Origin of the sequence: uncultured Rhodococcus sp. (assembly GCF_963525155.1) — a bacterium.
GTDB lineage: Bacteria > Actinomycetota > Actinomycetes > Mycobacteriales > Mycobacteriaceae > Rhodococcus_F > Rhodococcus_F qingshengii.
In genome coordinates this window covers 24,746-46,371 of record NZ_CAURKP010000010.1, presented here as the reverse complement: position 1 = coordinate 46,371, position 21,626 = coordinate 24,746, and the positions used below count along the sequence as shown (strand labels likewise).

At 63.1% G+C, this 21,626-nt stretch carries 22 protein-coding genes; 14 read left to right on the top strand and 8 right to left on the bottom strand.

Annotated elements, in window-relative coordinates:
• Window positions 1-66: 66 nt before the first annotated feature.
• From RWT78_RS04405 to RWT78_RS04395, 3 genes are all read left to right on the top strand, one after another.
• Window positions 67-1,521: an NCS2 family permease gene (locus RWT78_RS04405; protein WP_003940242.1), complete on the top strand. Its 1,455-nt coding sequence runs from the start codon at window positions 67-69 to the stop codon at window positions 1,519-1,521.
• Window positions 1,522-1,586: 65 nt separating this feature from the next.
• Window positions 1,587-2,018: a MarR family winged helix-turn-helix transcriptional regulator gene (locus tag RWT78_RS04400; RefSeq protein WP_003939901.1), complete on the top strand. Its 432-nt coding sequence runs from the start codon at window positions 1,587-1,589 to the stop codon at window positions 2,016-2,018.
• A gap of 80 nt (window positions 2,019-2,098) precedes the next feature.
• Window positions 2,099-3,406 (top strand): MFS transporter, encoded by a 1,308-nt coding sequence (locus tag RWT78_RS04395; RefSeq protein WP_314674264.1) that lies wholly within the window; start codon window positions 2,099-2,101, stop codon window positions 3,404-3,406.
• Here RWT78_RS04395 and RWT78_RS04390 read toward each other — a convergent pair.
• The gene (locus RWT78_RS04390; protein ID WP_003940103.1) at window positions 3,390-3,938 is read right to left on the bottom strand and encodes a hypothetical protein; all 549 of its coding nucleotides are present in this window, start codon (window positions 3,936-3,938) and stop codon (window positions 3,390-3,392) included. The two genes, RWT78_RS04395 and RWT78_RS04390, sit on opposite strands and share 17 nt — an antisense overlap.
• Before the next feature lie 70 nt (window positions 3,939-4,008).
• Here RWT78_RS04390 and RWT78_RS04385 point away from each other — a divergent pair, with 70 nt between their 5' ends.
• From RWT78_RS04385 to RWT78_RS04375, 3 genes are read left to right on the top strand one after another with little or no spacing between them, the layout of a single operon-like run.
• Entirely contained in the window at window positions 4,009-4,599 is a 591-nt protein-coding gene (locus RWT78_RS04385) for a TetR/AcrR family transcriptional regulator (protein ID WP_030535365.1), read from the top strand.
• Window positions 4,600-4,647: 48 nt separating this feature from the next.
• The gene (locus tag RWT78_RS04380; protein WP_003939731.1) at window positions 4,648-5,454 is read left to right on the top strand and encodes an RNA methyltransferase; all 807 of its coding nucleotides are present in this window, start codon (window positions 4,648-4,650) and stop codon (window positions 5,452-5,454) included.
• Entirely contained in the window at window positions 5,451-5,711 is a 261-nt protein-coding gene (locus tag RWT78_RS04375; protein WP_003940569.1) for a DUF2537 domain-containing protein, read from the top strand. The genes RWT78_RS04380 and RWT78_RS04375 overlap by 4 nt, the downstream gene beginning before the upstream one ends.
• A gap of 20 nt (window positions 5,712-5,731) precedes the next feature.
• Here the strand turns inward: RWT78_RS04375 and RWT78_RS04370 are convergent, their stop codons facing one another.
• The 4 genes from RWT78_RS04370 to RWT78_RS04355 all read right to left on the bottom strand — a co-directional run bounded on the left by RWT78_RS04370 (window position 5,732) and on the right by RWT78_RS04355 (window position 10,024).
• Complete coding sequence (locus RWT78_RS04370; RefSeq protein WP_003939696.1) at window positions 5,732-6,517, bottom strand: DUF6928 family protein; 786 nt, start codon at window positions 6,515-6,517, stop codon at window positions 5,732-5,734.
• A gap of 52 nt (window positions 6,518-6,569) precedes the next feature.
• Window positions 6,570-7,511 (bottom strand): septation protein SepH, encoded by a 942-nt coding sequence (sepH, locus tag RWT78_RS04365; RefSeq protein ID WP_030535368.1) that lies wholly within the window; start codon window positions 7,509-7,511, stop codon window positions 6,570-6,572.
• A 200-nt stretch (window positions 7,512-7,711) separates the two neighbouring features.
• Complete coding sequence (serC, locus tag RWT78_RS04360) at window positions 7,712-8,833, bottom strand: phosphoserine transaminase (protein WP_314674263.1); 1,122 nt, start codon at window positions 8,831-8,833, stop codon at window positions 7,712-7,714.
• Between the two features lie 63 nt (window positions 8,834-8,896).
• The gene (locus RWT78_RS04355; protein ID WP_003940025.1) at window positions 8,897-10,024 is read right to left on the bottom strand and encodes a citrate synthase 2; all 1,128 of its coding nucleotides are present in this window, start codon (window positions 10,022-10,024) and stop codon (window positions 8,897-8,899) included.
• Between the two features lie 244 nt (window positions 10,025-10,268).
• On the opposite strand from RWT78_RS04355, the gene pdxH reads away from it, so the two are divergent.
• The 5 genes from pdxH to RWT78_RS04330 all read left to right on the top strand — a co-directional run bounded on the left by pdxH (window position 10,269) and on the right by RWT78_RS04330 (window position 15,323).
• Window positions 10,269-10,982 (top strand): pyridoxamine 5'-phosphate oxidase, encoded by a 714-nt coding sequence (gene pdxH, locus RWT78_RS04350; protein WP_003940154.1) that lies wholly within the window; start codon window positions 10,269-10,271, stop codon window positions 10,980-10,982.
• Window positions 10,955-12,244 carry an MFS transporter gene (locus RWT78_RS04345; protein ID WP_003940031.1) on the top strand — a complete coding sequence of 430 codons (1,290 nt, stop codon included), beginning with the start codon at window positions 10,955-10,957 and terminating at the stop codon, window positions 12,242-12,244. The genes pdxH and RWT78_RS04345 overlap by 28 nt, the downstream gene beginning before the upstream one ends.
• Window positions 12,245-12,285: 41 nt before the next feature.
• The gene (locus RWT78_RS04340) at window positions 12,286-13,233 is read left to right on the top strand and encodes an aldose 1-epimerase family protein (protein WP_042921680.1); all 948 of its coding nucleotides are present in this window, start codon (window positions 12,286-12,288) and stop codon (window positions 13,231-13,233) included.
• 358 nt (window positions 13,234-13,591) lie between these two features.
• Complete coding sequence (locus RWT78_RS04335) at window positions 13,592-14,890, top strand: citrate synthase (RefSeq protein WP_003940509.1); 1,299 nt, start codon at window positions 13,592-13,594, stop codon at window positions 14,888-14,890.
• Window positions 14,891-14,960: 70 nt separating this feature from the next.
• The gene (locus RWT78_RS04330; RefSeq protein WP_003940440.1) at window positions 14,961-15,323 is read left to right on the top strand and encodes an FKBP-type peptidyl-prolyl cis-trans isomerase; all 363 of its coding nucleotides are present in this window, start codon (window positions 14,961-14,963) and stop codon (window positions 15,321-15,323) included.
• Window positions 15,324-15,340: 17 nt separating this feature from the next.
• On the opposite strand, the gene RWT78_RS04325 is transcribed toward RWT78_RS04330, so the two are convergent.
• Window positions 15,341-16,177, bottom strand: a complete 837-nt coding sequence (locus RWT78_RS04325) for an ABC transporter permease (protein ID WP_314674223.1) — start codon at window positions 16,175-16,177, stop codon at window positions 15,341-15,343.
• Window positions 16,174-17,127, bottom strand: a complete 954-nt coding sequence (locus tag RWT78_RS04320; RefSeq protein ID WP_314674222.1) for an ATP-binding cassette domain-containing protein — start codon at window positions 17,125-17,127, stop codon at window positions 16,174-16,176. The genes RWT78_RS04325 and RWT78_RS04320 overlap by 4 nt, the downstream gene beginning before the upstream one ends.
• A 93-nt stretch (window positions 17,128-17,220) precedes the next feature.
• Between RWT78_RS04320 and RWT78_RS04315 the strand changes: the two genes are divergently transcribed.
• A complete protein-coding gene (locus RWT78_RS04315) occupies window positions 17,221-18,024 on the top strand; it encodes a TetR/AcrR family transcriptional regulator (RefSeq protein ID WP_007733476.1) in 804 nt (267 codons plus the stop codon).
• Here RWT78_RS04315 and RWT78_RS04310 read toward each other — a convergent pair.
• Window positions 17,959-18,942, bottom strand: coding sequence for a sugar-binding transcriptional regulator (locus RWT78_RS04310; RefSeq protein WP_007733475.1), 984 nt, complete (start codon window positions 18,940-18,942; stop codon window positions 17,959-17,961). The two genes, RWT78_RS04315 and RWT78_RS04310, sit on opposite strands and share 66 nt — an antisense overlap.
• Window positions 18,943-19,181: 239 nt before the next feature.
• On the opposite strand from RWT78_RS04310, the gene RWT78_RS04305 reads away from it, so the two are divergent.
• Window positions 19,182-20,009: an MIP/aquaporin family protein gene (locus RWT78_RS04305; protein ID WP_003940085.1), complete on the top strand. Its 828-nt coding sequence runs from the start codon at window positions 19,182-19,184 to the stop codon at window positions 20,007-20,009.
• Between the two features lie 64 nt (window positions 20,010-20,073).
• Window positions 20,074-21,582 carry a glycerol kinase GlpK gene (glpK, locus tag RWT78_RS04300; RefSeq protein WP_003939742.1) on the top strand — a complete coding sequence of 503 codons (1,509 nt, stop codon included), beginning with the start codon at window positions 20,074-20,076 and terminating at the stop codon, window positions 21,580-21,582.
• Window positions 21,583-21,626 lie beyond the last annotated feature (44 nt).

Below are 21,626 nucleotides of genomic sequence, written 5' to 3'. Positions count from 1 at the left end.
CCCTAGTGCGACCGGCTTCATGTGCGCCGGCACACGGCGACCTACAGCGATGGGGAAAGAACAAACATGGCGGCACCCGGCAAGATCCTCGACACCTATTTCAAGATCAGCGAACGAGGGTCGACGATCTCGACCGAGATTCGCGGCGGTGTCGTCACCTTCGTGGCGATGGCCTACATCGTGGTCCTCAACCCCCTGATCCTCGGCAGTTTCTCGGCTGACGACGCTGCAGCGAAGACCGACGTTCTCGGCAACATTCTTCCGGTCAACCAGGTGGCTGCGGTCACCGCTCTGGTTGCGGGCCTGATGAGCATCGTCTTCGGTGTCGTTGCCAACTATCCGTTTGCCATCGCCGCGGGTCTCGGCATCAACAGCCTGCTCGCCGTCACAATCGCACCTCAGGTCACCTGGCCCGAGGCGATGGGCCTGGTGGTCATCGACGGTGTGATCATCGTTCTGTTGGCACTCACCGGTTTCCGAACTGCGGTGTTCAATGCGATTCCCTCGGCATTGAAGTCCGCGATCGCGGCCGGTATCGGCATGTTCATCGCCTTCATCGGACTGGTCGACGCCGGATTCGTCCGCCGTATCCCCGATGCCGCCGGTACGACGGTTCCCGTCGGACTCGGAATCAACGGCTCGATCGCTTCGTGGCCGACCGTGGTGTTCATCTTCGGTGTGCTGCTCATGGGTGTTCTGGTCGTGCGCAAGGTTCGTGGTGGACTGCTGATCGGCATCGTCGTCACGACGATCCTCGCCGCGATCATCGAGGCAGTTGCCGACGTCGGACCCTCGCTCGGAACCAACCCCAAGGGCTGGAACCTCAGCATCCCCGCGATCCCGGAGATGCTCGGTGGTATGCCTGATCTGAGCCTGGTCGGCGACGTCAGCATCTTCGGCGCATTCACCCGCATCGGTGTTCTGGCCGCCAGCCTGCTTGTCTTCACTCTCGTGCTCGCGAATTTCTTCGACGCCATGGGCACGATGACGGGTCTCGGTAAGGAAGCCGGCCTGACCGACAAGGACGGAAACCTCCCCAACGTCGGTCGCGCGCTTGTCGTCGAAGGCGCGGGCGCGATCGTGGGCGGTGGCGCTTCGGCGTCGTCGAACACCGTGTTCGTGGAATCCGCGTCGGGTATCGCCGAAGGCGCCCGCACGGGCCTGGCAAACGTCGTGACCGGACTGCTCTTCCTCGTCGCGATGTTCCTGACGCCGCTCTACTCCGTCGTGCCGATCGAGGCAGCTGCGCCTGCCCTCGTCGTCGTCGGTGCGCTGATGATCGGGCAGGTCCGAGACATCGATTTCACCAAGTTCTCGGTTGCTCTCCCGGCGTTCCTGACCATGATCGTCATGCCGTTCACCTACTCGATCGCCAACGGCATCGGCGTCGGCTTCATTTCATGGGTGGTCCTGCACGCTGCCAGCGGTGGTATCAAGAAGATCCACCCGTTGCTCTGGATCGTGGCGGCACTTTTTGTGGCCTACTTCACTGTCGGACCCATTACCGACGCCCTTACGTGAAATCAGGGTTGACCGGTATTCGATTACGTGAGCTACCGGCCAGCTCTTGACGTATTGTCTGACGCGTGACCACCGAAACTCGTGCGCTGGCCAGCGATCTTTCCCTGGCTGTAGTGCGTCTCACCAGGCATCTGCGCGGCCGCAGAGTCGACGCTCAGGTATCGCTGACGCAACTGTCCGCCTTGGCGAGCCTGGATCAGTACGGCCCGATGACTCCTGGCGTACTCGCAGCACGTGAGAAAGTGCAGCCGCCGTCGATGACGCGCGTTGTTGCTTCTCTCGCCGAGCTCGGTCTGGTCGAGCGCTCGCCGCATCCCACGGACGGTCGTCAGATCATCGTGAATCTGTCCGACGCCGGGCAGGCGTTGCTCGCGGACGAAACCCATGCGCGCGAGGCGTGGATGAACGAGCAGCTGGCCGGGCTGGGTGGCGAAGAACTCGCGACGCTGCGCGGTGCCGTCGAGATCATCACCGAGATGGTCAACAAGACGGAGTAGCTCCGCTACCTAGAGGTCGTTGCCCAAACGAATTACTCGAGGGGCAAGATAGTGGGGTGCCCCGAGACCCCGATTCCGGCATGTTTGCCGCGCTCCACAACCGCAACTACCGCCTTTGGGCTTCCGGACAGATCGTTTCTCTGGTCGGCACGTGGATGCAACGCATCGCCCAGGACTGGCTGGTACTGACGCTCTCGGACGGCAACGCGCTGGCGGTGGGCATCGTCATGGCCTTGCAGTTCGGCCCGACGCTGTTCTTGTCGGTGTGGGGTGGGGTGCTGGCCGATCGGTACGACAAGCGTCGGATCCTGATCTTCACGCAGTGGGCGAGTGCGGTATGCGCGCTGGTGTTGGGTCTGTTGGACGTCGGTGGGCTCGTCGCGTTGTGGCATGTCTTCCTGATTGCCTTTGCCCTCGGCTGTGTCTCGGCGCTCGACGCACCCGTGCGTCAATCGTTCACCATCGAAATGGTGGGCAAGGAACACCTGTCCAACGCCATCGCGCTCAACTCCATGACGTTCAACACGGCCCGCATCGTCGGTCCGGCCATCTCGGGTGTGCTGATCAACCTGATCGGATCAGGGTGGGTGTTCCTGCTCAACGTCGCAACATTCGGTGGGGTGCTCATCGCGCTCTACCTGATGAACAAGAAGGAGTTGATCCCGTCGGAACCGGCCCCGCGCACCAAGGGGCAGGTGCGCGACGGGTTCCGATATGTATGGGGCCGCAAGGACCTTCGCGTGATCATGGTGTCGGTCTTCATGGTCTCGACCTTCGGCCTGAACTTCGCGATCAGCCTGGCGGTGATGGCGCGCAACACGTTCGGCCTCGAGGCCGACGGTTACGGATTGCTGTCCACGACGCTCGCCGTGGGCACCCTTGCCGGCGCTGCGTACGCCGCAAGACGGAAGGAAGCGCCGCGGTTGCGGACGTTCCTCGGTGCCGCCGTGGCTTTCGGTGTGTTCGAGGTCGCGGTGGGATTGATGCCTACCTACGCGTTGGTGGCGCTGATGTTGATCCCCACGGGCGCACTGACGTTGACGTTCACGACGTCCGCGATGAACATCCTGCAGATGTCGGTGCCTTCCGAGATGCGCGGGCGGGTGATGGGTATCTACATGCTCAGTTTCCTCGGTGGCACACCGCTGGGAAGCCCGTTGCTGGGTTGGCTCGCCGACTCCGTGGACCCACGTGCGCCCTTGATCGTGGGCGGAGTGATCTCGCTCGTCTCGGGCACTGTGGCCGGGGTGTACCTGCTACGCAGCGAAGGGCTGAAACTTCGTCTTGCGCGACCGGAAGACGGTGGCAGGCTGCCGGTTTTCGTCCTGCGTCCGGTGATCGTATGCGACGCGACCGAACAGGCAGTCGAGGCTAGCCGCGCGCCGTGACCTTCTCACGCTTGGGAAACACCGTGTAGCTCAGGGCGATTGCTCCCCAGATTGCGAGTACCACTGTCAGCTTGCTGATCCATCCGTCGAGGGCTCCAGTACGGGTGGGGTCGTCGACGAGGAAGATGGCCGCGCCGAGAAGTCCGCACGCGACGGCCCAGGCGATCGCGGCTTTGCCGAACTCGCGCCATTCGCGCAGTGCTCGCGCACTCCCGTACTTGGGTGGTGCGACGGGAGCCGGGCCGCCGGCGAATCGGTAGGCGAACCTGGCGTCGGCCCAGGAGATGAGGCTGTGTCCGAACGCGACGGAGAATCCGATGTAGGCCGCGGCAAGCCCATGGGTGAAGTTCGCCTCGCCACCGCCACGAAGATCGAGGGCTGTGGCGACGAGCAGTACGACATCCACCAGGGGCGCGCAGATGAGCAGTGCGGCGCCCAGCGTTTTGCGGCGCAGTAGATAGCGGGCCGCGAGACCTGCGGCGATGAACACCCAGAACATGATTTCGCACGCGATGATCAGGTGGACGATCATGACATCAGCTCATTTCTAGTACGACTGTGTTAGTGATCGAAAACTAGCACAGCTGTGTTAGTTTTGTGAAGTGGTGAAACGTAGCAGTCCGGATGAGCGGCGTGAAGAGATCGCCGAGGCCGTGTGGCGTGTGATCCGTCGAGACGGTGTGGCGAGCGCCAGCGTCCGGGCGGTCGCGGACGAGGCGAAGATGTCGACGGGGTCGCTACGGCACTTCTTCGCGACGCAGTCCGAACTCTTGCTGTTCGCGATGACGCTCGTGACCGTCCGGGTGGAGGAAAGGATTGCCGGCATCGACTTCGATCCCGACATCCGCCGCGCGATACGTCAGTTCACCGATCAGTTCGTTCCCCTCGACCAAGATCGGCGTGAAGAAATGCAGGTTTGGGAGGCCTTTGCTGCTGCCGCCCAAGCCGATTCGGCGTTGACGGCCGTGCGTGACGAGACAGACCGGACCTTGTTCGAGCACTTTCGTTCGTTCGTGGAAGCGGCGCATCGAGCGGGTTTTCTACGGCCGGGTGCCTCGGTCGACATCGAGGCGATGAGATTGCATGCGCTCGCCGACGGGCTCGCGTCGCACGGCGTCGACAATCCCGAGCGAACCAATCCAGAGGTGATCAGCCAGGTGCTCGACGCGCATTTTGTCACGCTGTTGCGTTAGGTCGGGAGTAGTGGTGGGGGCTCGCGGTGCGTACGGCACGATAGACCCGTGGTTCACGTCATCGACATCTCAGATCCCGCCGATCCCCGGCTGGATGACTTTCGCGATCTCAACTCTTCGGATCGGCGCCCCGACCTGCCGGAGGGCAAGGGACTGGTCATCGCCGAGGGAGTGTTCGTCACTCAGCGACTGCTGACTTCGCGGTTCGAGCCGATCAGTCTCCTCGGCGTCGAACGACGGCTCCTGGAGCTCGCTGACGATCTCGACGGTGTGGACGTGCCGTTCTACCGTACGAGCGCCGAAGTGATGGCCGAGGTCGTCGGATTTCACCTCAACCGCGGCGTCCTCGCTGCAGCAGCACGCCCGGCACCGCTCGCGGTCTCGGACGTGTTGAAGGACGCGAAGACCGTCGTGGTCCTCGAAGGCGTCAACGATCACGAGAATCTCGGCTCGATGTTCCGCAACGCCGCGGGGCTCGGTGTCGATGCAGTTCTGTTCGGGAAGGGTTGTGCCGACCCGCTGTACCGGCGGTCGGTCCGTGTGTCGATGGGGCACGTGCTGCGAGTGCCCTTCGCGCATGTGGCAAAGTGGCCACACGACTTGGATGAGCTGCGTGGCAACGGTTTTCAGCTCATTTCCTTGACTCCGAATCCGGAAGCGGTCACTTTGGCCGAAGCGATGACCGGGGAGAAGGTAGCGCTACTGCTGGGCGCCGAGGGGCCAGGTTTGACCGAACATGCGATGCGGGCCACCGATATTCGTGCCAAGATACCCATGGCGCCCGGCACCGACTCGCTCAACGTCGCGACCGCAGCGGCGATGGCCTTCTACGAACGTGTCAGGACCGGCCGGTGACTCAGGACCGCACGCCCTGGTTCACCGGAATCGCGGTGTCGGTGTTCGCAGCCATGCTCTCGACCAGTGCCGTCGCGGCGTTCTGTGTCGCGCTGGGCAACGTGAACGTGCTCCTGGCGGTTGTCGTCAATGTCATTGCGGTAGGCGGACTTGCGCCGACCGTCTGGCGCTGGCGAGCCGTCCCCGTCTGGCGATGGGTGGTCTACGGCGCGGTAGTCGGCGTACCGCTCGGGTGGATCGCAGCGATAGCCGCGTGAACCTGTGAGGCTGCTCGGCGCTACTTGAAGCCGAAGTACCGAGCGAGGCGGCCGCGCGGCTTGGCCACCGGTGCGTCGTGGATCGGCGGCATGTTTTCGGGCATGGGTACCTCTGTCGGCGCCTGCTCGGGCATCGGCGCGGGGGCTGGGGGTGCAGGTTTGGGTGCCTCGCCGGGTCGGTGAATCTTGAAGCCCCACAGGAGAATCTGCGTTATGTCGAGTTCGTGTTCTCGCGGCGCGCCGGTGTATCGAAATCCCAGCCACTCGAGGTTGGCGGACTCCGCGAACTGTTGCGGGTGGAACGGAAGCGACTGCGGATCAGGCAGGATCCCGGGCGGGTAACGCAGGGGATGGTTGCCGGCCCAGAATTCCAGTTCCCAGGTCTGGGGGATCCCCAGATTTTCGACGATGTCGATCGGGATGGCACTGAACGAGCGTCGTAGCTCGCCGTCCTCCCACAGTGCAAACGAACCCTGCGCGGTTTCGGGGACGGAGCTGATCAACAGCGTCGAGCCACCCTCTGCCGAAAGGTGCCAGGAATCAGGCAGTTTCGAGGGGACGAAGGTGCTGAGTTCGGAGCTGCAGACGACACTCACTCGGCCGTACGCGCCGACGAAGACGTAGCCGGGGCTCACCGTCGCGGCCATCGACAGCGGCTGAGGCCCGAGCGACTCGAACTCCTTGTCCGGGTACAGCGACATGGCGATTTTCAGGGCCTCGGTCTGATCCGGCTGTGGGTACCTGCTCAATTCGGTGCGAGCGTCTGCGCCGCCCAGAAACCAGATCGTCGATACCCGTGCAGCCACCGGCAGCCCTCTCTCCTCAGCCTCGCTCGAAAGAAGAATACTTTCCTTCGGGTCAGCGACCGCTGCTGCGGACCCCGAGGAGTACGTCGTCCCACGAGGGAAGAGCAGGCCGTCCGCGCTTGTCCTTGGTCTGCGTCTGCTGCGGAGCGGTTTTCGGGGTCACATCCGGTGCGGGTTCGGGAACCTCTTCGGTGACGACGGTTTCCGGCTCGACAGCAATCGGTTCGGGCGCCACGATCCGTTCCGCCACCACCGTCCGCTCGGGGACTACTGTGCGCTCGGAAACTGCTGTCCGCTCGGAAACTGCTGCGGGCTCGGGCTCGATCTCCGCCACCGGTTCGACGTCGAATCGGGACAGTTCGAGCTGCTGCGGCTCGTTCGAGACCACCGGTACCAGGCCGCGGAGCGGGCGACCGAAGTCGGGATCGATCAAGTCGAATGCCGCGTCGTCGAGTGCGACGATCGTTCCGCCGTGCGCGTCGGGCTGGTAGCGCCAGTGCGCGGCGTTGGTGGTGCGGCCGGCCTGCCACTGCAACTGCGCGACCCACTGATTGTCCTCGTCGCGCCAGGCATCCCAGGTGGCCTCGTCGATACTGTGGCCGCGGGCGCGGAATGCGTGGGTCACGATTTCGGAGAGGGTGGGAACTGTCGGACCGTTGTCGCGCACCGGGTGTCCGCCCTGCGCCATTTCCGCGGCGCGGGAGCGCTCGAGCAGAACGGGGTACGCAAAGCGCTCGACCTTGCTGATGGGGATCTTCGCTTCTTCGGCGACCTGCTCTACGGAAGCACCGGAACGAATGCGCGCCTGAATTTCGCGGGGACGGAGTTGGCTTTCCATTTCGATCTCAATCTGGCCGAGTCGAGCCACGTCTCCGCGGGAAGCTGCACGAAGTTTGTCATCGGCGGGAAGCCGGAATTTCTGGCCGGTTTCAGCATCTGCGCACACCACATGCGATCCATCGGGTTCAAGTCCGATCACTCGAAGCTCTCGCACATTGACCTCCTTATCGCGCCGGCTCGCGACTTTGCGCCGCGCTCAACTGTAATTCATTCGTGACCATGGACTCGGCAGGACACGCAGGGCGAGATGACCTCGGATCCGCCCACCGGTGTGGTAGCTCACAAGGCCTGGCGCAAACGACGCTCGGCCCCCGACGTCATGCCGGGGGCCGAGCGGTGAAGCAAATGTGAAAATCAGCCGAGCTGAGAAACGACCCAGTCGATGCTCTTGGTGAGAGCGGTGACGTCATCGGGGTCGATGGCCGGGAACATGCCGACGCGCAGCTGGTTGCGGCCGAGCTTGCGGTACGGCTCGGTATCGACGATTCCGTTGGCGCGCAGGATCTTTGCCACCTCGGCAGCGTCGACGTCGTCGTTGAAGTCGATGGTGCCGACAACCTGCGAGCGGTGTGCCGGATCAGCGACGAACGGCGTTGCGAACTCACTGGCCTCGGCCCAGTTGTACAGGCGCGAGGACGAATCCGCGGTGCGAGCGGTGGTCCAGTCGAGGCCGCCGTTGCTGTTCATCCACTCGATCTGGTTGGCGAAGAGCAAGAGGGTGGCCAGGGCCGGGGTGTTGTACGTCTGATCCTTGGAGCTGTTGTCCACGGCGATGGGCAGCGAGAGGAAGTCAGGCGTCCAGCGTCCCGAATCCTTGATCTCCGCGACGCGTTCGAGGGCGGCCGGGCTCATCAGCGCGATCCACAGTCCGCCGTCTGCAGCGAAGCACTTCTGCGGAGCGAAGTAGTAGACGTCGGAATCGGCGACATTGACCGGAAGTCCGCCGGCGCCCGAGGTGGCGTCGATGGCGATCAGTGCGTTCTCCGAACCCGCGGGACGCGAGACGGGGATCGACACACCGGTGGAGGTCTCGTTGTGCGCCCAGCCGATGAGATCGACGGACGGGTCGGAGACCGGCACCGGTGCGCTGCCCGGATCGGCGGAAACGACGATCGGGTCACCGATGAACGGGTTGGCCTTGGCGACCGAAGCGAACTTGGAGCTGAATTCGCCGTTGGTCAGGTGCAGCGACTTCTCGCGGATGAGGCCGAATGCGGCCGCATCCCAGAACGCAGTGGTTCCGCCGTTGCCGAGGACGACCTCGTAGCCCTCGGGCAGTGAGAACAGATCGGCGAGGCCGGAACGAATGCTGGCCACAACGTTCTTGACCGGCTTCTGGCGATGGCTGGTGCCGAACACCGAAGCGCCCACCTCGACCAGGGACTGCAGCTGATCGGGGCGAACCTTGGAAGGACCGCAGCCGAAGCGTCCGTCGGCGGGCTTGAGGTCGGCGGGGATGATCGGTGTGGAGGTCATCGCTTCTTTCTGTTCCTTCACTTGTGTTCTGTACTACCGTGATTGGCGAATTCGAGCGGGGTACTACGCGTGGCTGATCTGGTCCCAGCCCTCGACCGACTCCGGAGTGCGGGGCGCCGGGCCGGTGTAGATGGCGGCCGGGCGTACCAGCTTACCGAGACGCTTCTGCTCGAGGATGTGTGCACACCAGCCGGCGGTGCGGCCACAGGTGAACATGGCGGGCATCATGTGCGCGGGAACCTCGGCGAAGTCGAGGATGACGGCGGCCCAGAACTCGACGTTGGTCTCGATCGCGCGATCGGGACGACGCTCACGCAGTTCTGCCAGTGCAGCCTGCTCGAGAGCTGCGGCAGCCTCGTAGCGGGGAGCGTTGAGGCGCTTCGCCGTGGCGCGGAGCACGCGTGCACGGGGATCTTCGGCGCGGTAGACGCGGTGTCCGAAGCCCATGAGCTTTTCCTTGCGGTCGAGGATTCCCTTGACCAGCGCGCGGGCGTCGCCGGTCTTCTCGGTCTCTTCGATCATCGGAAGAACGCGGGCCGGTGCGCCGCCGTGCAGCGGGCCGGACATCGCGCCGATGGCGCCGGAAAGCGAAGCCGCGACGTCGGCGCCCGTGGAGGCGATGACGCGGGCCGTGAAGGTGGAGGCGTTCATGCCGTGCTCGGCTGCCGAGACCCAGTACGCGTCGATTGCCTCGACGTGTGCCGGATCGGGCTCACCCTTCCAGCGAACCATGAAGCGTTCGGTGACGGTCTTGGCCTCGTCGATGCGGCTCTGCGGGACTGCCGGCTGGTAGATGCCGCGAGCGGACTGCGCGACGTACGACAGCGCCATGACGGATGCGCGGGCGAGCTGGTCGCGGGCGGTCTCGTCATCGATGTCGAGGAGCGGCTGGTAGCCCCAGATGGGAGCCAGCATCGCCAGTCCGGCCTGAACGTCGACACGGACGTCGCCGGTGTGAATGGGGAGGGGGAACGGCTCGGCCGGCGGGAGGCCGGGGCCGAAGCGGCCGTCGACGAGAAGAGCCCATACGTTGCCGAAGGTGACCCTCTGGCCGACCAGGTCTTCGATGTCGACTCCGCGGTAGCGCAGTGCGCCGCCGTCCTTGTCGGGTTCTGCGATATCGCTGGTGAAGGCGACGACGCCTTCGAGTCCGCTCACAAAATCGTCCGGTATTGCTGCGCTCGCTGCCATTCTCGTGGACTCTCCTCGTTCGAGTGCGCCAGGTCTACAGTCGCACTGCCTCAGCTTCAGTGACTGCGCCTCGGTGCTCGCAGGGATGAGCACGCACCGTGTTTTGTACTGCGCAATCGTCTCGTCCCGATTCGGTGCTGTCGCTGGTGCGGCTCGCGGTCCGGGTCGGGTCTAGCCACGGCAAACTTTAGCGCGTGCCGCGTAGCCGTTGGCCAGTGAGTACCCGGGAGTAGCGTTCTCGGCTGTGTCGAATGAACGTCAGGACCCGCAGGCGGTGGACAACGAACTCGCGGCCATGCGTGTGGGCTATCCGCAAGCAGGCAGCGAATCGGAGTCCGTCGAGGACCGCATGAGTGCGGAATTGGATACTTCGGTTGTCGAAACCGGTTGGCTGCCCCTCATGCGCCAATGGCTCGTGGACGCCGTCGAAGCTGACGCGCCGGAGCCCAACGCCATGACTCTGTCGACGGTGGACGGCGGTGGCCGTCCGGCGTCGCGCACCGTGCTCTGCAAAGGGCTCAGCGAGGACGGCGTCCTCTTCTTCACCAACTACGGATCCGACAAGGCTCGTCACCTCGACGCCCACCCGTACGCGTCGGCGAACTTCACGTGGCTGACCCTTGCCAGGCAGGTGATCGTCCGCGGCACCACCGAGCGGGTGAGTGCTCAACTGACGCAGGAGTATTGGCGAACCAGGCCTCGAGGTTCACAGCTCGGCGCGTGGGCGTCGTCGCAGTCTCGTCCGATCGACTCGCGTGCCGATCTCGACGAGCAACTGCGTGAGGTCGCTGCTCGATTCGGCGTGGACGGTGAGATTCCGGTGCCACCGAACTGGGGCGGGATTCTGATTCGTCCCGAGTCTGTCGAGTTCTGGCAAGGACGCGCGAACCGCATGCACAATCGAGTTCGCACGAGCCTGGTCGACGGACAATGGTCCGCCGTCCGTCTCCAGCCGTGAGCCGGCTACTCGCGGACACGACTCCGCTCGAGAATCGCGACTATCGACGGCTGTGGACGGCCGGCATCGTCACCGTCATCGGCGCTCAGCTCAGCGTGGTCGCCGTACCGCAACAGGTGTACGAGATCACCCGAAGCTCGGCCTACGTCGGTCTGACGGGAATCTTCGGTCTGGTCCCGCTGGTCGTTTTCGGTCTGTGGGGCGGCGCACTGGCCGACGTCATGGATCGACGACGGCTGTTGATGATCACCTCGATCGGACTCGGCGTCACGTCGGTACTGTTCTGGATCCAGGCTGCCCTGAACGTGAACAACGTGTGGTTGGTGCTCGGATTGTTCTCGGTTCAACAGGCGTTCTTCGCGGTGAACCAGCCGACGCGAGCGGCGATCATCCCTCGGTTGATTCCGGGCAGGCAGTTACCGGCCGCGAACTCGCTGAACATGACTGTCGTGCAGTTCGGTGCGATAGCCGGCCCGCTACTGGCGGGTGTCCTCATACCGTCGGCCGGTCTGCAACTGCTGTACCTGCTCGACTCGATCTTTCTTCTCGCCACACTGTGGGCGGTATGGAAGCTCCCGGCGATTCCGCCGACCGGAACGTCTCGGCGAGCCGGATTGAGCGAGGTCCTTGGCGGTTTCACGTATCTCGCGACGCAGAAGGTTCTGCTCGCGTCGTTCGTGGTGGACATCATCGCGATGGTGTTCGGGATGTCGCGAGCACTGTTCCCGGAGATCGCTCACGAATCCTTCGGTGACCCCGCCAGCGGCGGTTTTGCGCTGGGACTGCTGTTCGCGGCGATGTCGGTGGGAGCCGTTCTGGGCGGAGTCTTCTCGGGTTGGTTGCCACGGGTTCAGTACCAGGGGCGAGCCGTTCTGGTCTGCATCGCGCTGTGGGGGCTGTCCATGGTCGGCTTCGGCGTTGCCGTGTACTTCGCGAGTCCCGGTTCCAGTGTGATTCTGCTCTGGGTGGCGGTCGCGTTCCTGGCATTCGGCGGAGCCGTCGACATGGTCTCGGCGGCTTTCCGCAGCACGATGCTCCAGCAAGTGGCAACCGACGACATGCGCGGACGACTGCAGGGCGTATTCATCGTGGTCGTGGCAGGTGGTCCGCGTATCGGTGACGTGCTGCACGGCGGTGCAGCCTTCCTGTTCGGGACCGGTGTCGCGGCAGCGGGCGGCGGCTTCCTGGTGATTGTCGGTGTTGTCCTTTCTGCCCTCGCATTTCCGGCATTCGTTCGCTACAAGGTGGGACGCGCCGTCTGACGTCCTGGTTAACCGGTCGCTCGTGGTGGAAACTGGTACGTATGACTGCGCCGCACAGCACGGGTAGGGGAGGGTTCGAGATCCGTGGTGGAGGCTATCGAGCCGAGATCGCCGCGGCCGGTGCCGGGTTGCGGCTACTCGATCACGAAGGACCGAACGGTCAGCGCGCGCTGACCGAGACCTGGGCACTCGGATCGAAGCCACCGCTGTCGGCCGGATTGGTTCTCGCGCCGTGGCCCAACCGAATTCGCGACGGGCACTTCATGTTCGACGGGATCGAGCATCAACTCGAGATCACCGAACCTGCGCTGGGGAACGCGAGCCACGGGTTCGTCCGGCGTCGCAATTGGAGCCTCGTGGACCACACGTACGAGCGCGTCGAACTGTCGGTCGACGTGGGACTTCACAAGGGTTGGCCCTATCCGTTGCAGCTGACGGTCGCCTACGAGGTCGGTGCCGACGGACTGACCGTCACGCACACGGCCACGAACAAGGGTGCGACCTCGTCGCCGTTCGGGCTCGGAATGCACACCTTCATTCGCGCCGGCGACTTTCCGCTCGACGAATGTGCTCTGCATCTGGCAGCAGGCACGCGGTTGCCGATCGATCCGGCGAGGATGCTGCCGAACGCGTATTCGCAGGCAGTCGCCGGTACGGACTACGACTTCCGGACACCGAGACTGCTTGCCGGGGTGCAGTTGGACACTCCGTACAGCGCATTGGACGTCGTCGACGGCAGTGGTCGCACGCAACACGAGCTGCTGGCTCCGGATGGAACGGGCACTGCCCTGTGGACCAACCGCGAGTTCCCGTGGATTCAGGCATTCGTCGCAGATCCCGCCAACGACAAGGGGTATCCCGACCGTGGGCGCGCATTGGCTTTGGAGCCGATGACCTGCCCGCCTGACGCCTTCAACTCGGGCATCGATCTCCTGGTGCTTCATCCGGGTCAGACGTGGACGGGTAGCTGGGGCATCAAGGCGCTGTGATCCGGCTCTCATACCGTGGGATCGTGTAACACCAAGTAGGCATCAGCCGATAACAATCGGTTTTCGGTACCCCGTGTCAGTGGTCCGGAAGGTCCGACGTTGCTCCCATTTGCGAATTGCAGCCGAGATTTGCAGATCAGTGTGGGTAAATGCGCGATTCCGTAGACTGGAGTACCGGTCACGCGAGTGGGAAAGCCCAGACTGGAACATGTTTCAGTTTCGGTGGGTATGTCGGGTTCGTGAGTACCCGAAAAATAGCCGTGGAGCGACCCTCCTTCGGCACGATCTCTCCCGTGCGACTAGTTTCTAGTTGATCGCATGTAGTTACTCGTTGGTTCGAGCTTGAGAGGGATCCTTCGTGCCCGCTGACAATGACACAAAGCCCACGCTTACTTACCCCGGTGGTGAGTACACGATGTCCATTGCCAGGGCAACAGAGGGCAATGACGGCATCGAGCTGGGAAAGCTGCTGGCCACAACGGGGTACACCACCCTTGACCCCGGTTTTGTGAACACTGCATCCACCAGTTCTGCAATCACCTACATCGACGGTGAGAAGGGAATCCTGCGTTACCGCGGATATCCCATCGAGCAGTTGGCAGGTAAGTCGACGTTCATCGAGGTCAGCTACCTGCTGATCTACGGCGAACTGCCGACCGACGCCCAGCTCGAGTCCTTCACGGACCGCATCCGTCGACACACCCTGCTTCACGAGGACCTCAAGCGGTTCTTCGACGGATTCCCGCGCAACGCTCACCCGATGCCGGTTCTCTCGTCCGCAGTGAACGCATTGTCGGCGTACTACCAGGATTCGCTCGATCCCGAGGATCCGGAGCAGGTGGAACTGTCCACCATCCGTCTTCTCGCGAAGCTGCCGACCATCGCTGCGTACGCGTACAAGAAGTCCGTCGGACAGCCGTTCCTGTACCCGGACAACTCGTTGAACCTGGTCGAGAACTTCATGCGTATGACGTTCGGCTTCCCCGCCGAGCCGTACCAGGGTGATCCCGAGGTCGCCAAGGCACTCGACATGCTGCTGATCCTGCACGCCGACCACGAGCAGAACTGCTCCACGTCGACCGTGCGTATGGTCGGCTCGTCGGACGCCAACCTGTTCACCTCCGTCTCGGCCGGCATCAACGCACTGTGGGGCCCGCTGCACGGCGGCGCCAACCAGGCAGTGCTCGAGATGCTCGACGAGATCAAGGCCAGCGGCAGCACCGCAGCCGAGTTCGTCCGCAAGGTCAAGAACAAGGAAGACGGCGTGAAGCTCATGGGCTTCGGACACCGCGTCTACCGCAACTACGATCCGCGCGCTGCGCTGGTCCGCGAAACCGCGCACACCATCCTCGCCAAGCTCGGCGGCGACGACGAACTGCTCAACATCGCAATGCAACTCGAAGAGGCCGCCCTCACGGACGACTACTTCATCGAGCGCAAGCTCTACCCGAACGTCGACTTCTACACCGGCCTCATCTACCGCGCGATGGGCTTCCCGCCGCGCATGTTCACGGTGCTGTTCGCCATGGGCCGTCTGCCCGGCTGGATTGCGCACTGGCGTGAAATGCACGAGGATCCGGCTACGAAGATCGGCCGCCCGCGCCAGATCTACACCGGCTACACCGAGCGTGACTACAGAGACATCACGTCCCGCTGACGCGTGACCTAGCGATATCACCACCCGCTAGTCTTCTGTACCCAACATTTCGCCTCAACGAGGAGGACCCATGAGTAGCAAGCCCGTAATCGAGTTCCAGGAAGGCCCCGCGCCGACCGATCTGGTCATCAAGGATCTGGTTGTCGGAGAAGGCGCCGAAGCCGTTCCCGGTGGCACCGTCGACGTTCACTACGTCGGTGTCGAGTTCGAGTCCGGCGAAGAGTTCGACTCTTCCTGGAGCCGTGGCGAGTCCATTCAGTTCCCGCTTCGTGGCCTGATCAAGGGCTGGCAGGACGGCATCCCGGGCATGAAGGTCGGCGGACGCCGTCAGCTCACCATTCCGCCGGAGCTGGCATACGGCCCCGCCGGTGCAGGGCACCAGCTTTCCGGCAAGACCTTGGTCTTCGTGATCGATCTGCTGGACGCCAAGTAATCCGCTGTGCGCCGTTATTAACCCCCCCCGGTGAATAAAAGCGCACAGCCCAAGCAGCCCCGCACCCTCCGGTGTGGGGCATTCGTGTGTGGTAAGCTCGCGGGCTTTCGTCGGTAGAGCCAGTTCGACCACACGAATCCCACGGCGGCGATGCCCAGGCACCACGCGAGGGCGATGGCCGGGCTGTTTCCGATCGGCGTGCCCATCAGGAGTCCGCGCAGAGTCTCGATGATCGGAGTCACCGGTTGGTGCCGGGCAAATCCCTGCAGCCAGGACGGCATGGTCTGAGCCGGTACGAAAGCAGTGCTGACGTAGGGCAGGAACATGATGGCGAAGGTGAATCCGCTTGCAGCCTCCGGGTTCTTGGCCAAGAGTCCCAAAGCTGTCGAGAGGTACGACATGGCAAAGACGAAGGCGACGATCACAGCGGCGACGCCGAGCCAGCGCAACGGATCGCTGGTCGGGCGAAATCCCATGATCAGCGCAACCACGACCACGATCGCCGTAGTCAGGACGTTGCGGACGACGCTGGCCAGTACATGACCGGTCAGGACCGACGACGGAGATATCGCCAAGGTCCGGAAACGGTCGATGATCCCGTCCTTCATGTCGCTCGAGACGCTGACCGCGGTGGTCGAGGCGCCGAAACCGGCGCACAGAAGGATTATTCCTGGCACGACGTAGTCGATGTACTCGCTACCGGTGTTGATGGCGCCGCCGAAGACGTAGACGAACAGCAGCATGAGCATGACCGGAAGGGCTATCGCAGTGATCATCGAATCCGGACTGCGCAGAACGTGTTTGAGATTCCGGCGGAGCATCACCGCGGAATCGATTGCAATGGTGGAGGTCATCGAACGCTCGCAATCTCGGGTTGGCCTGATCCGGTGAGCGCGAAGAACACGTCGTCCAGATCCGGAGTGTGAACAGAGAACTTCTCGACGGTGATCGACGGATCGTCGATCGAGTCGAGGATCGCTTTGATCGACGGAACTGCCCCGTCGGAAGGGATGTGCAGGGTCAAGGTCTCGGCATTCGAATGCGCCTGCGGCAGTGACGCCGCGGCGAGTTCGAGTTGGGCCAGGTTCTCGAATTGCAGTGCGACGTGGCCGCCGGGAACAAGGCGTTTGAGTTCGTCCGGTGTTCCCTCGGCGACGATGCGGCCGCCGCTCAGCACGCCGACCGTATCGGCCAATTCGTCTGCCTCGTCGAGGTATTGGGTGGTGAGGAAGATGGTGACGCCTGACGCTGTGAGTCCTCGAACGATCGACCACATGTCGTGGCGGCTTCGCGGGTCCAGGCCGGTGGTGGGTTCGTCGAGAAAGACGACGTCCGGTCGGGCGACGAGGCTCATTGCGATGTCGAGTCGTCTGAGCATGCCGCCCGAGTAGTCGCCGGCGCGTTTGTCGCCGAAGTCCGTCAAATCGAACTGGTCGAGCAATTCCTCGGCACGGCGACGGGAGTTCTTCCGGCCCAGGTGATTCAGTTCGCCCAGTAGGGTGAGGTTCTCGAATCCGGTCAGCAAGGTGTCGACGGCTGCGTACTGCCCGGTCACGCTGATGCGTCGCCGAACGTTCTGTGGATCTCCGGGCAGTGAATGCCCCGCGACCGTGACCTCGCCTCCGTCGAAGGGGATGAGGGTGGTGAGAATTCTTACGGCCGTGGTCTTTCCGGCGCCGTTCGCGCCGAGGAGGGCGTACACCGATCCGGCCGGGACCGACAGGTCGAGTCCAGCCAGTACCTGTTGATCGCCGTAGCGCTTACGGAGTCCGCGGACCGAGATTGCGGGGATCGTTCCTGACATCGAGACCTCCAAGTAAGAACTGTGTATGTCATAAACTCGTGTTTATAGCGTACACAGTTCTAGGATGATGGCAAGAGTGAAGAGTGGGAGCTTATGGATCGCGGAGCGCTACCGAGAGCAGTTGAACTGGCCTGGGGACTGGACCAGCCGGGAACGCGGGGTCCGAAGAAGGGGCTCAGTCTCGAGCAAATTCTCGACACCGCGATCGAATTGGCCGACGCAGAAGGCGTCACCGCTCTGTCGATGGGCCGCGTGGCCAAAGCGCTCGGGTTCACGACCATGTCGCTCTACCGCTACGTGGCAAGCAAAGACGAACTGATCGAACTGATTTCGGATCGGGTGATCGGGCCGCCGCCGGTGATTCCCGACGGCGTGACCTGGCGCGTCAAGCTCGAGGCGTGGGCGAATCAGGAGTACGCCACGATGCTGAGTCGACCGTGGTGGCTCAAGCTGCCCATCACGGCTCCACCGACCGGGCCCAACAACATGGCGTGGCTCGACGCGGGTCTGAGCGCCCTCGACGGGGTCGCCCTGAGCGCCGCGTCGAAGTTCCAGGTGGTGACCAACGTGTCGTTGTTCGTCATCGGCCGCGCTCGATTCTCGGCTGACCTGGCGTCTCGTTCAGCGCAGTCGGCAGACGACGACGTCGCATACGGCGCTCTCATTGCTCGTGTCATCAATCGGGAGGGATTCCCCTACCTGAGTGCCGCAATCGAGGAAGGCGGCTTCGAGGACGGCAGCCCGGAGGGTGAGGCCGCCGGCGACGATGCCTTCGATTTCAGTTTCTCGCTTGGCTTACTTCTCGACGGAATCGAGAAGCTGGTGCAGCGGTCAGGACACCAGCGCGGTGGCGCTGACGTCGTCGATGATCAGATCGGTGATCAGCCCGCCCCGTAGTGCTCCCTCCAGGGCCGGCAGTTTTGCTGTTCCGGCGACGATGCACACGCGCCTGGCGACCTTCTCGAAAAGGTCCAGTCGCGGGCCGCTCGCGCGCTCGTTGAGTTCGATTCCGCGGTAGCTCCCGTCCGACCGGAAGAAGACGGTTGCGATGTCGCCGACCACTCCGTCGCGTCGAAGTGCTTCTGCTTCATCGGGTTCGAGGTATCCAGCGGTGTAGACGTGACTCGGTACGTTGCCGCCCGGTACGCCGATGCTGAAGACTGCCAGGTCCATTCGCTTCTGCATGTCCAAGACGCGTTTGATGCTTCGTTCGCGCCACAGTTGCTCCCGGGTTTCCGGGTAGTCGAAGAAGGCAGGCACCGGAAATCCTTGTGGCAGAGCACCGTAGGCGTCGGCGATGGTTCTGATGATGTCGCTGGCGTAAGAGATCCCGGTGGTGCGAGTATTCGCGGCGCCGTTGAGTTGCACGACGTACGAGTTGTACGTGCGTTTGGGGGCAAGGTGCTTGCTGACTTCACTGAGTGTGGTTCCCCAGGCGATCCCCATCACCATGTCGCTGTCGAAGAACGACGCCAGCAGGCGTCCGGCAAAGGTTGCGACCTTTTCGAGTCGCTCGAGATCTCCTACCAGTTCCGGCACGGTCACCACGTGGGCGCGCACTCCGTACCGTTCCGAGAACTCGCGTTCGATGCGAGGAGCCTGGCCGTGCGGGGTGCTGATCTTGATCTCGACGAGACCCGAGGTGCGCGCGTAGGTGATCAATCGGGAGACGGTGGATCGGGACACCCCCATGTCGCGGCCGATGGCAGCCATGGTCTGGTCCTGGAAGTAGTAGAGGCGTGCGGCCTGAACTGCGTCGGCGATGCGCGGGTCCGCCGGATCGGAGGTAGCGGAGTCCGAAGTGGGAGTTTCCATGGGTTCGTCCTGTCTGCACGTACGTGCAAGAGCATTGAACCGAATCTTATCCGAGTAGGCCCAGGCCGAGGCGCTCGATCACGCAAAGTCCCAGAAGTGTGTCTGTTACCCGCGTTACGGTGCGCAAATGGGGCATTTGCACATATGTGCACGAGCTATGCGTGAATGTGCAAACGGCCTTACGCTACGGGTGCAGCAATCCAAACTATGACATGCATCACAACGAAGTGAGGGTGGGGATGGAGAAAGCCAAGCGATTAGGGCTTCCAGGCGAGTTGGCAGCCGAGTTCGCCGGAACGATGATCTTGATCTTGTTCGGCGTCGGAGTTGTGGCGCAGGTTGTGTCCGGCGGGAGCGGTGGGGGTCTCGGCGGACACGACAGTATCGCGTGGGCCTGGGGACTCGGCGTCATGTTCGGCATCTATGTCGCAGGCCGGGTGACGGGTGCTCATCTGAACCCCGCAGTGACCTTCGCCTTTGCGATCTTCCGGGGATTCTCCTGGCGCAAGGTCCTGCCCTACACGCTGGCGCAGACCGCTGGAGCCTTTGTCGCGGCCCTGATCGTCCGGTGGAATTACAACGACATGCTCAATGCCATCGATCCCGGACACACAACGGCGACTCAGACGATCTTCTCGACGATGCCCGGAAACGGAACGCTCCCGGTCAGTCTGGGATCAGCGCTGATAGATCAGATCATCGGCACGGCGATCCTGTTGTTCCTCATCGTTGCGGTGACCGATACTCGGGGAACTCCGCCGCTCGCGAATCTTGCGCCCTTCGTCGTCGGTTTGATCGTGGTGGCAATCGGATTCGCATGGGCGACCAACGCGGGTTACGCCATCAATCCGGCCCGTGACTTCGGTCCGCGGCTGGCGTCGTATCTCACCGGTTACGGCAGCGCCTGGCGAGATCAGTACGGGAGCCTGTATTTCTGGGTGCCCATCGTGGGGCCGCTGATCGGCGCTCCGATCGGGGTGTTCCTCTACGACAAGCTGATTGGTCGATTCCTGCCTGACGAGTCGGTGGAGAAGGCAGCCGAGGAGCCGGCCACGATACCGGCCTGATGGCGAATCATCATCTCTGACAGTAAATCTTTCGCACTTTCTTCGACACCAAAGGGGTAGCACGATGGCGCAGTTCGTAGCCGCGATAGACCAGGGAACCACCTCCACGCGATGCATGATCTTCGATCACAGTGGGCACGTAGTCGCTGTCGAACAGCACGAGCACACACAGATCTTTCCGCAGGCAGGCTGGGTCGAACACGATCCGATCGAAATTTGGGACAACGTCCGCAACGTCACCGCGGGCGCCTTGGCCAACGCAGATCTGACCGCGGCCGACATCGCATCCGTCGGCATCACCAATCAGCGTGAGACGGCAGTGGTCTGGGAACGAGCAACCGGAAAGCCCGTTTACAACGCCATCGTCTGGCAGGACACACGCACCGATCGAATCTGTACTGCACTCGCCGGCGAAGACGGCCCCAGGAAGTACACCGAAGTCACCGGATTGCCGTTGGCCACGTACTTTTCGGGCCCCAAGGTCAAGTGGATTCTCGACAACGTCGAGGGCGCGCGTGAGAAGGCCGAAGCAGGCGAGTTGTGCTTCGGCACGATGGACACCTGGGTGCTGTGGAACATGACCGGCGGCGTCGACGGCGGAGTGCACGCTACCGACCCCACCAACGCGTCGCGCACTCTGTTGATGGATCTCGACACTCTCGCTTGGGATTCGGCGATCTGCGCCGACATGGGCATCCCCGAATCGATGCTCCCCGAGATTCGCAGCTCGTCCGAAACTTTCGGATTCGTGCGCGAACGCGGAACGTTGTCCGGCGTGCCGATCGCCGGAATCCTCGGCGATCAGCAAGCAGCGACTTTCGGTCAGGCCTGCCTCTCGCCCGGAGAAGCGAAGAACACCTACGGAACCGGCAACTTCGTGCTCCTCAACACCGGCACCGAAAAGGTGATGAGCAAGAACGGCTTGTTGACGACGGTCTGTTACAAGATCGGTGAGCAGCCAACGGTTTACGCACTGGAAGGATCGATCGCCGTGACCGGTTCGCTGGTCCAGTGGCTTCGGGACAACCTCGGCATGATCGACAACGCGGCCGACATCGAGGTGAACGCGCGCTCTGTGGACGACAACGGTGGCGCGTACTTCGTGCCCGCGTTCTCGGGCCTGTTTGCACCGCATTGGCGCGCGGATGCACGCGGTGCGATCGTCGGTCTGACAAGGTTCGTGAACAAGGGGCACCTTGCCCGGGCGGTGCTCGAAGCGACTGCGTACCAGAGTCGTGAGGTGATCGAGGCGATGAACCTCGACTCGGGTGTCGACTTGAAGGTTCTCAAGGTCGACGGCGGAATGGTCGCGAACGAACTCCTCATGCAATTCCAGGCCGATCTGCTCGACGTCGAGGTGATCCGCCCTGTCGTTGCGGAGACCACGGCATTGGGCGCTGCGTACGCCGCTGGTCTCGCGGTCGGGTACTGGGAGAGCGAGGACGACATTCGCAGCAACTGGGCGAAGGACAAGAGCTGGACGCCGTCGATGGATTCGGCCGAGCGTGAGCGCCTGTATGCAGGCTGGCAGAAAGCCGTCACTCGTACACTCGACTGGGTCGACGCAGACTGATCGCGGCGCCCCCATTTCTACCTATTTTCAAGTGAAGGAACAGT

Coding starts and splice junctions, on each gene's coding strand:
- RWT78_RS04405 (WP_003940242.1), top strand. CDS start 67: ATGGCGGCACCCGGCAAGATCCTCGACACCTATTTCAAGATCAGCGAA.
- RWT78_RS04395 (WP_314674264.1), top strand. CDS start 2,099: ATGTTTGCCGCGCTCCACAACCGCAACTACCGCCTTTGGGCTTCCGGA.
- RWT78_RS04390 (WP_003940103.1), bottom strand. CDS start 3,938: ATGATCGTCCACCTGATCATCGCGTGCGAAATCATGTTCTGGGTGTTC.
- serC (WP_314674263.1), bottom strand. CDS start 8,833: ATGACCTCCACACCGATCATCCCCGCCGACCTCAAGCCCGCCGACGGA.
- RWT78_RS04355 (WP_003940025.1), bottom strand. CDS start 10,024: ATGGCAGCGAGCGCAGCAATACCGGACGATTTTGTGAGCGGACTCGAA.
- RWT78_RS04345 (WP_003940031.1), top strand. CDS start 10,955: ATGGTCCGCCGTCCGTCTCCAGCCGTGAGCCGGCTACTCGCGGACACG.
- RWT78_RS04340 (WP_042921680.1), top strand. CDS start 12,286: ATGACTGCGCCGCACAGCACGGGTAGGGGAGGGTTCGAGATCCGTGGT.
- RWT78_RS04330 (WP_003940440.1), top strand. CDS start 14,961: ATGAGTAGCAAGCCCGTAATCGAGTTCCAGGAAGGCCCCGCGCCGACC.
- RWT78_RS04325 (WP_314674223.1), bottom strand. CDS start 16,177: ATGACCTCCACCATTGCAATCGATTCCGCGGTGATGCTCCGCCGGAAT.
- RWT78_RS04320 (WP_314674222.1), bottom strand. CDS start 17,127: ATGTCAGGAACGATCCCCGCAATCTCGGTCCGCGGACTCCGTAAGCGC.
- RWT78_RS04315 (WP_007733476.1), top strand. CDS start 17,221: ATGGATCGCGGAGCGCTACCGAGAGCAGTTGAACTGGCCTGGGGACTG.
- RWT78_RS04310 (WP_007733475.1), bottom strand. CDS start 18,942: ATGGAAACTCCCACTTCGGACTCCGCTACCTCCGATCCGGCGGACCCG.
- RWT78_RS04305 (WP_003940085.1), top strand. CDS start 19,182: ATGGAGAAAGCCAAGCGATTAGGGCTTCCAGGCGAGTTGGCAGCCGAG.
- glpK (WP_003939742.1), top strand. CDS start 20,074: ATGGCGCAGTTCGTAGCCGCGATAGACCAGGGAACCACCTCCACGCGA.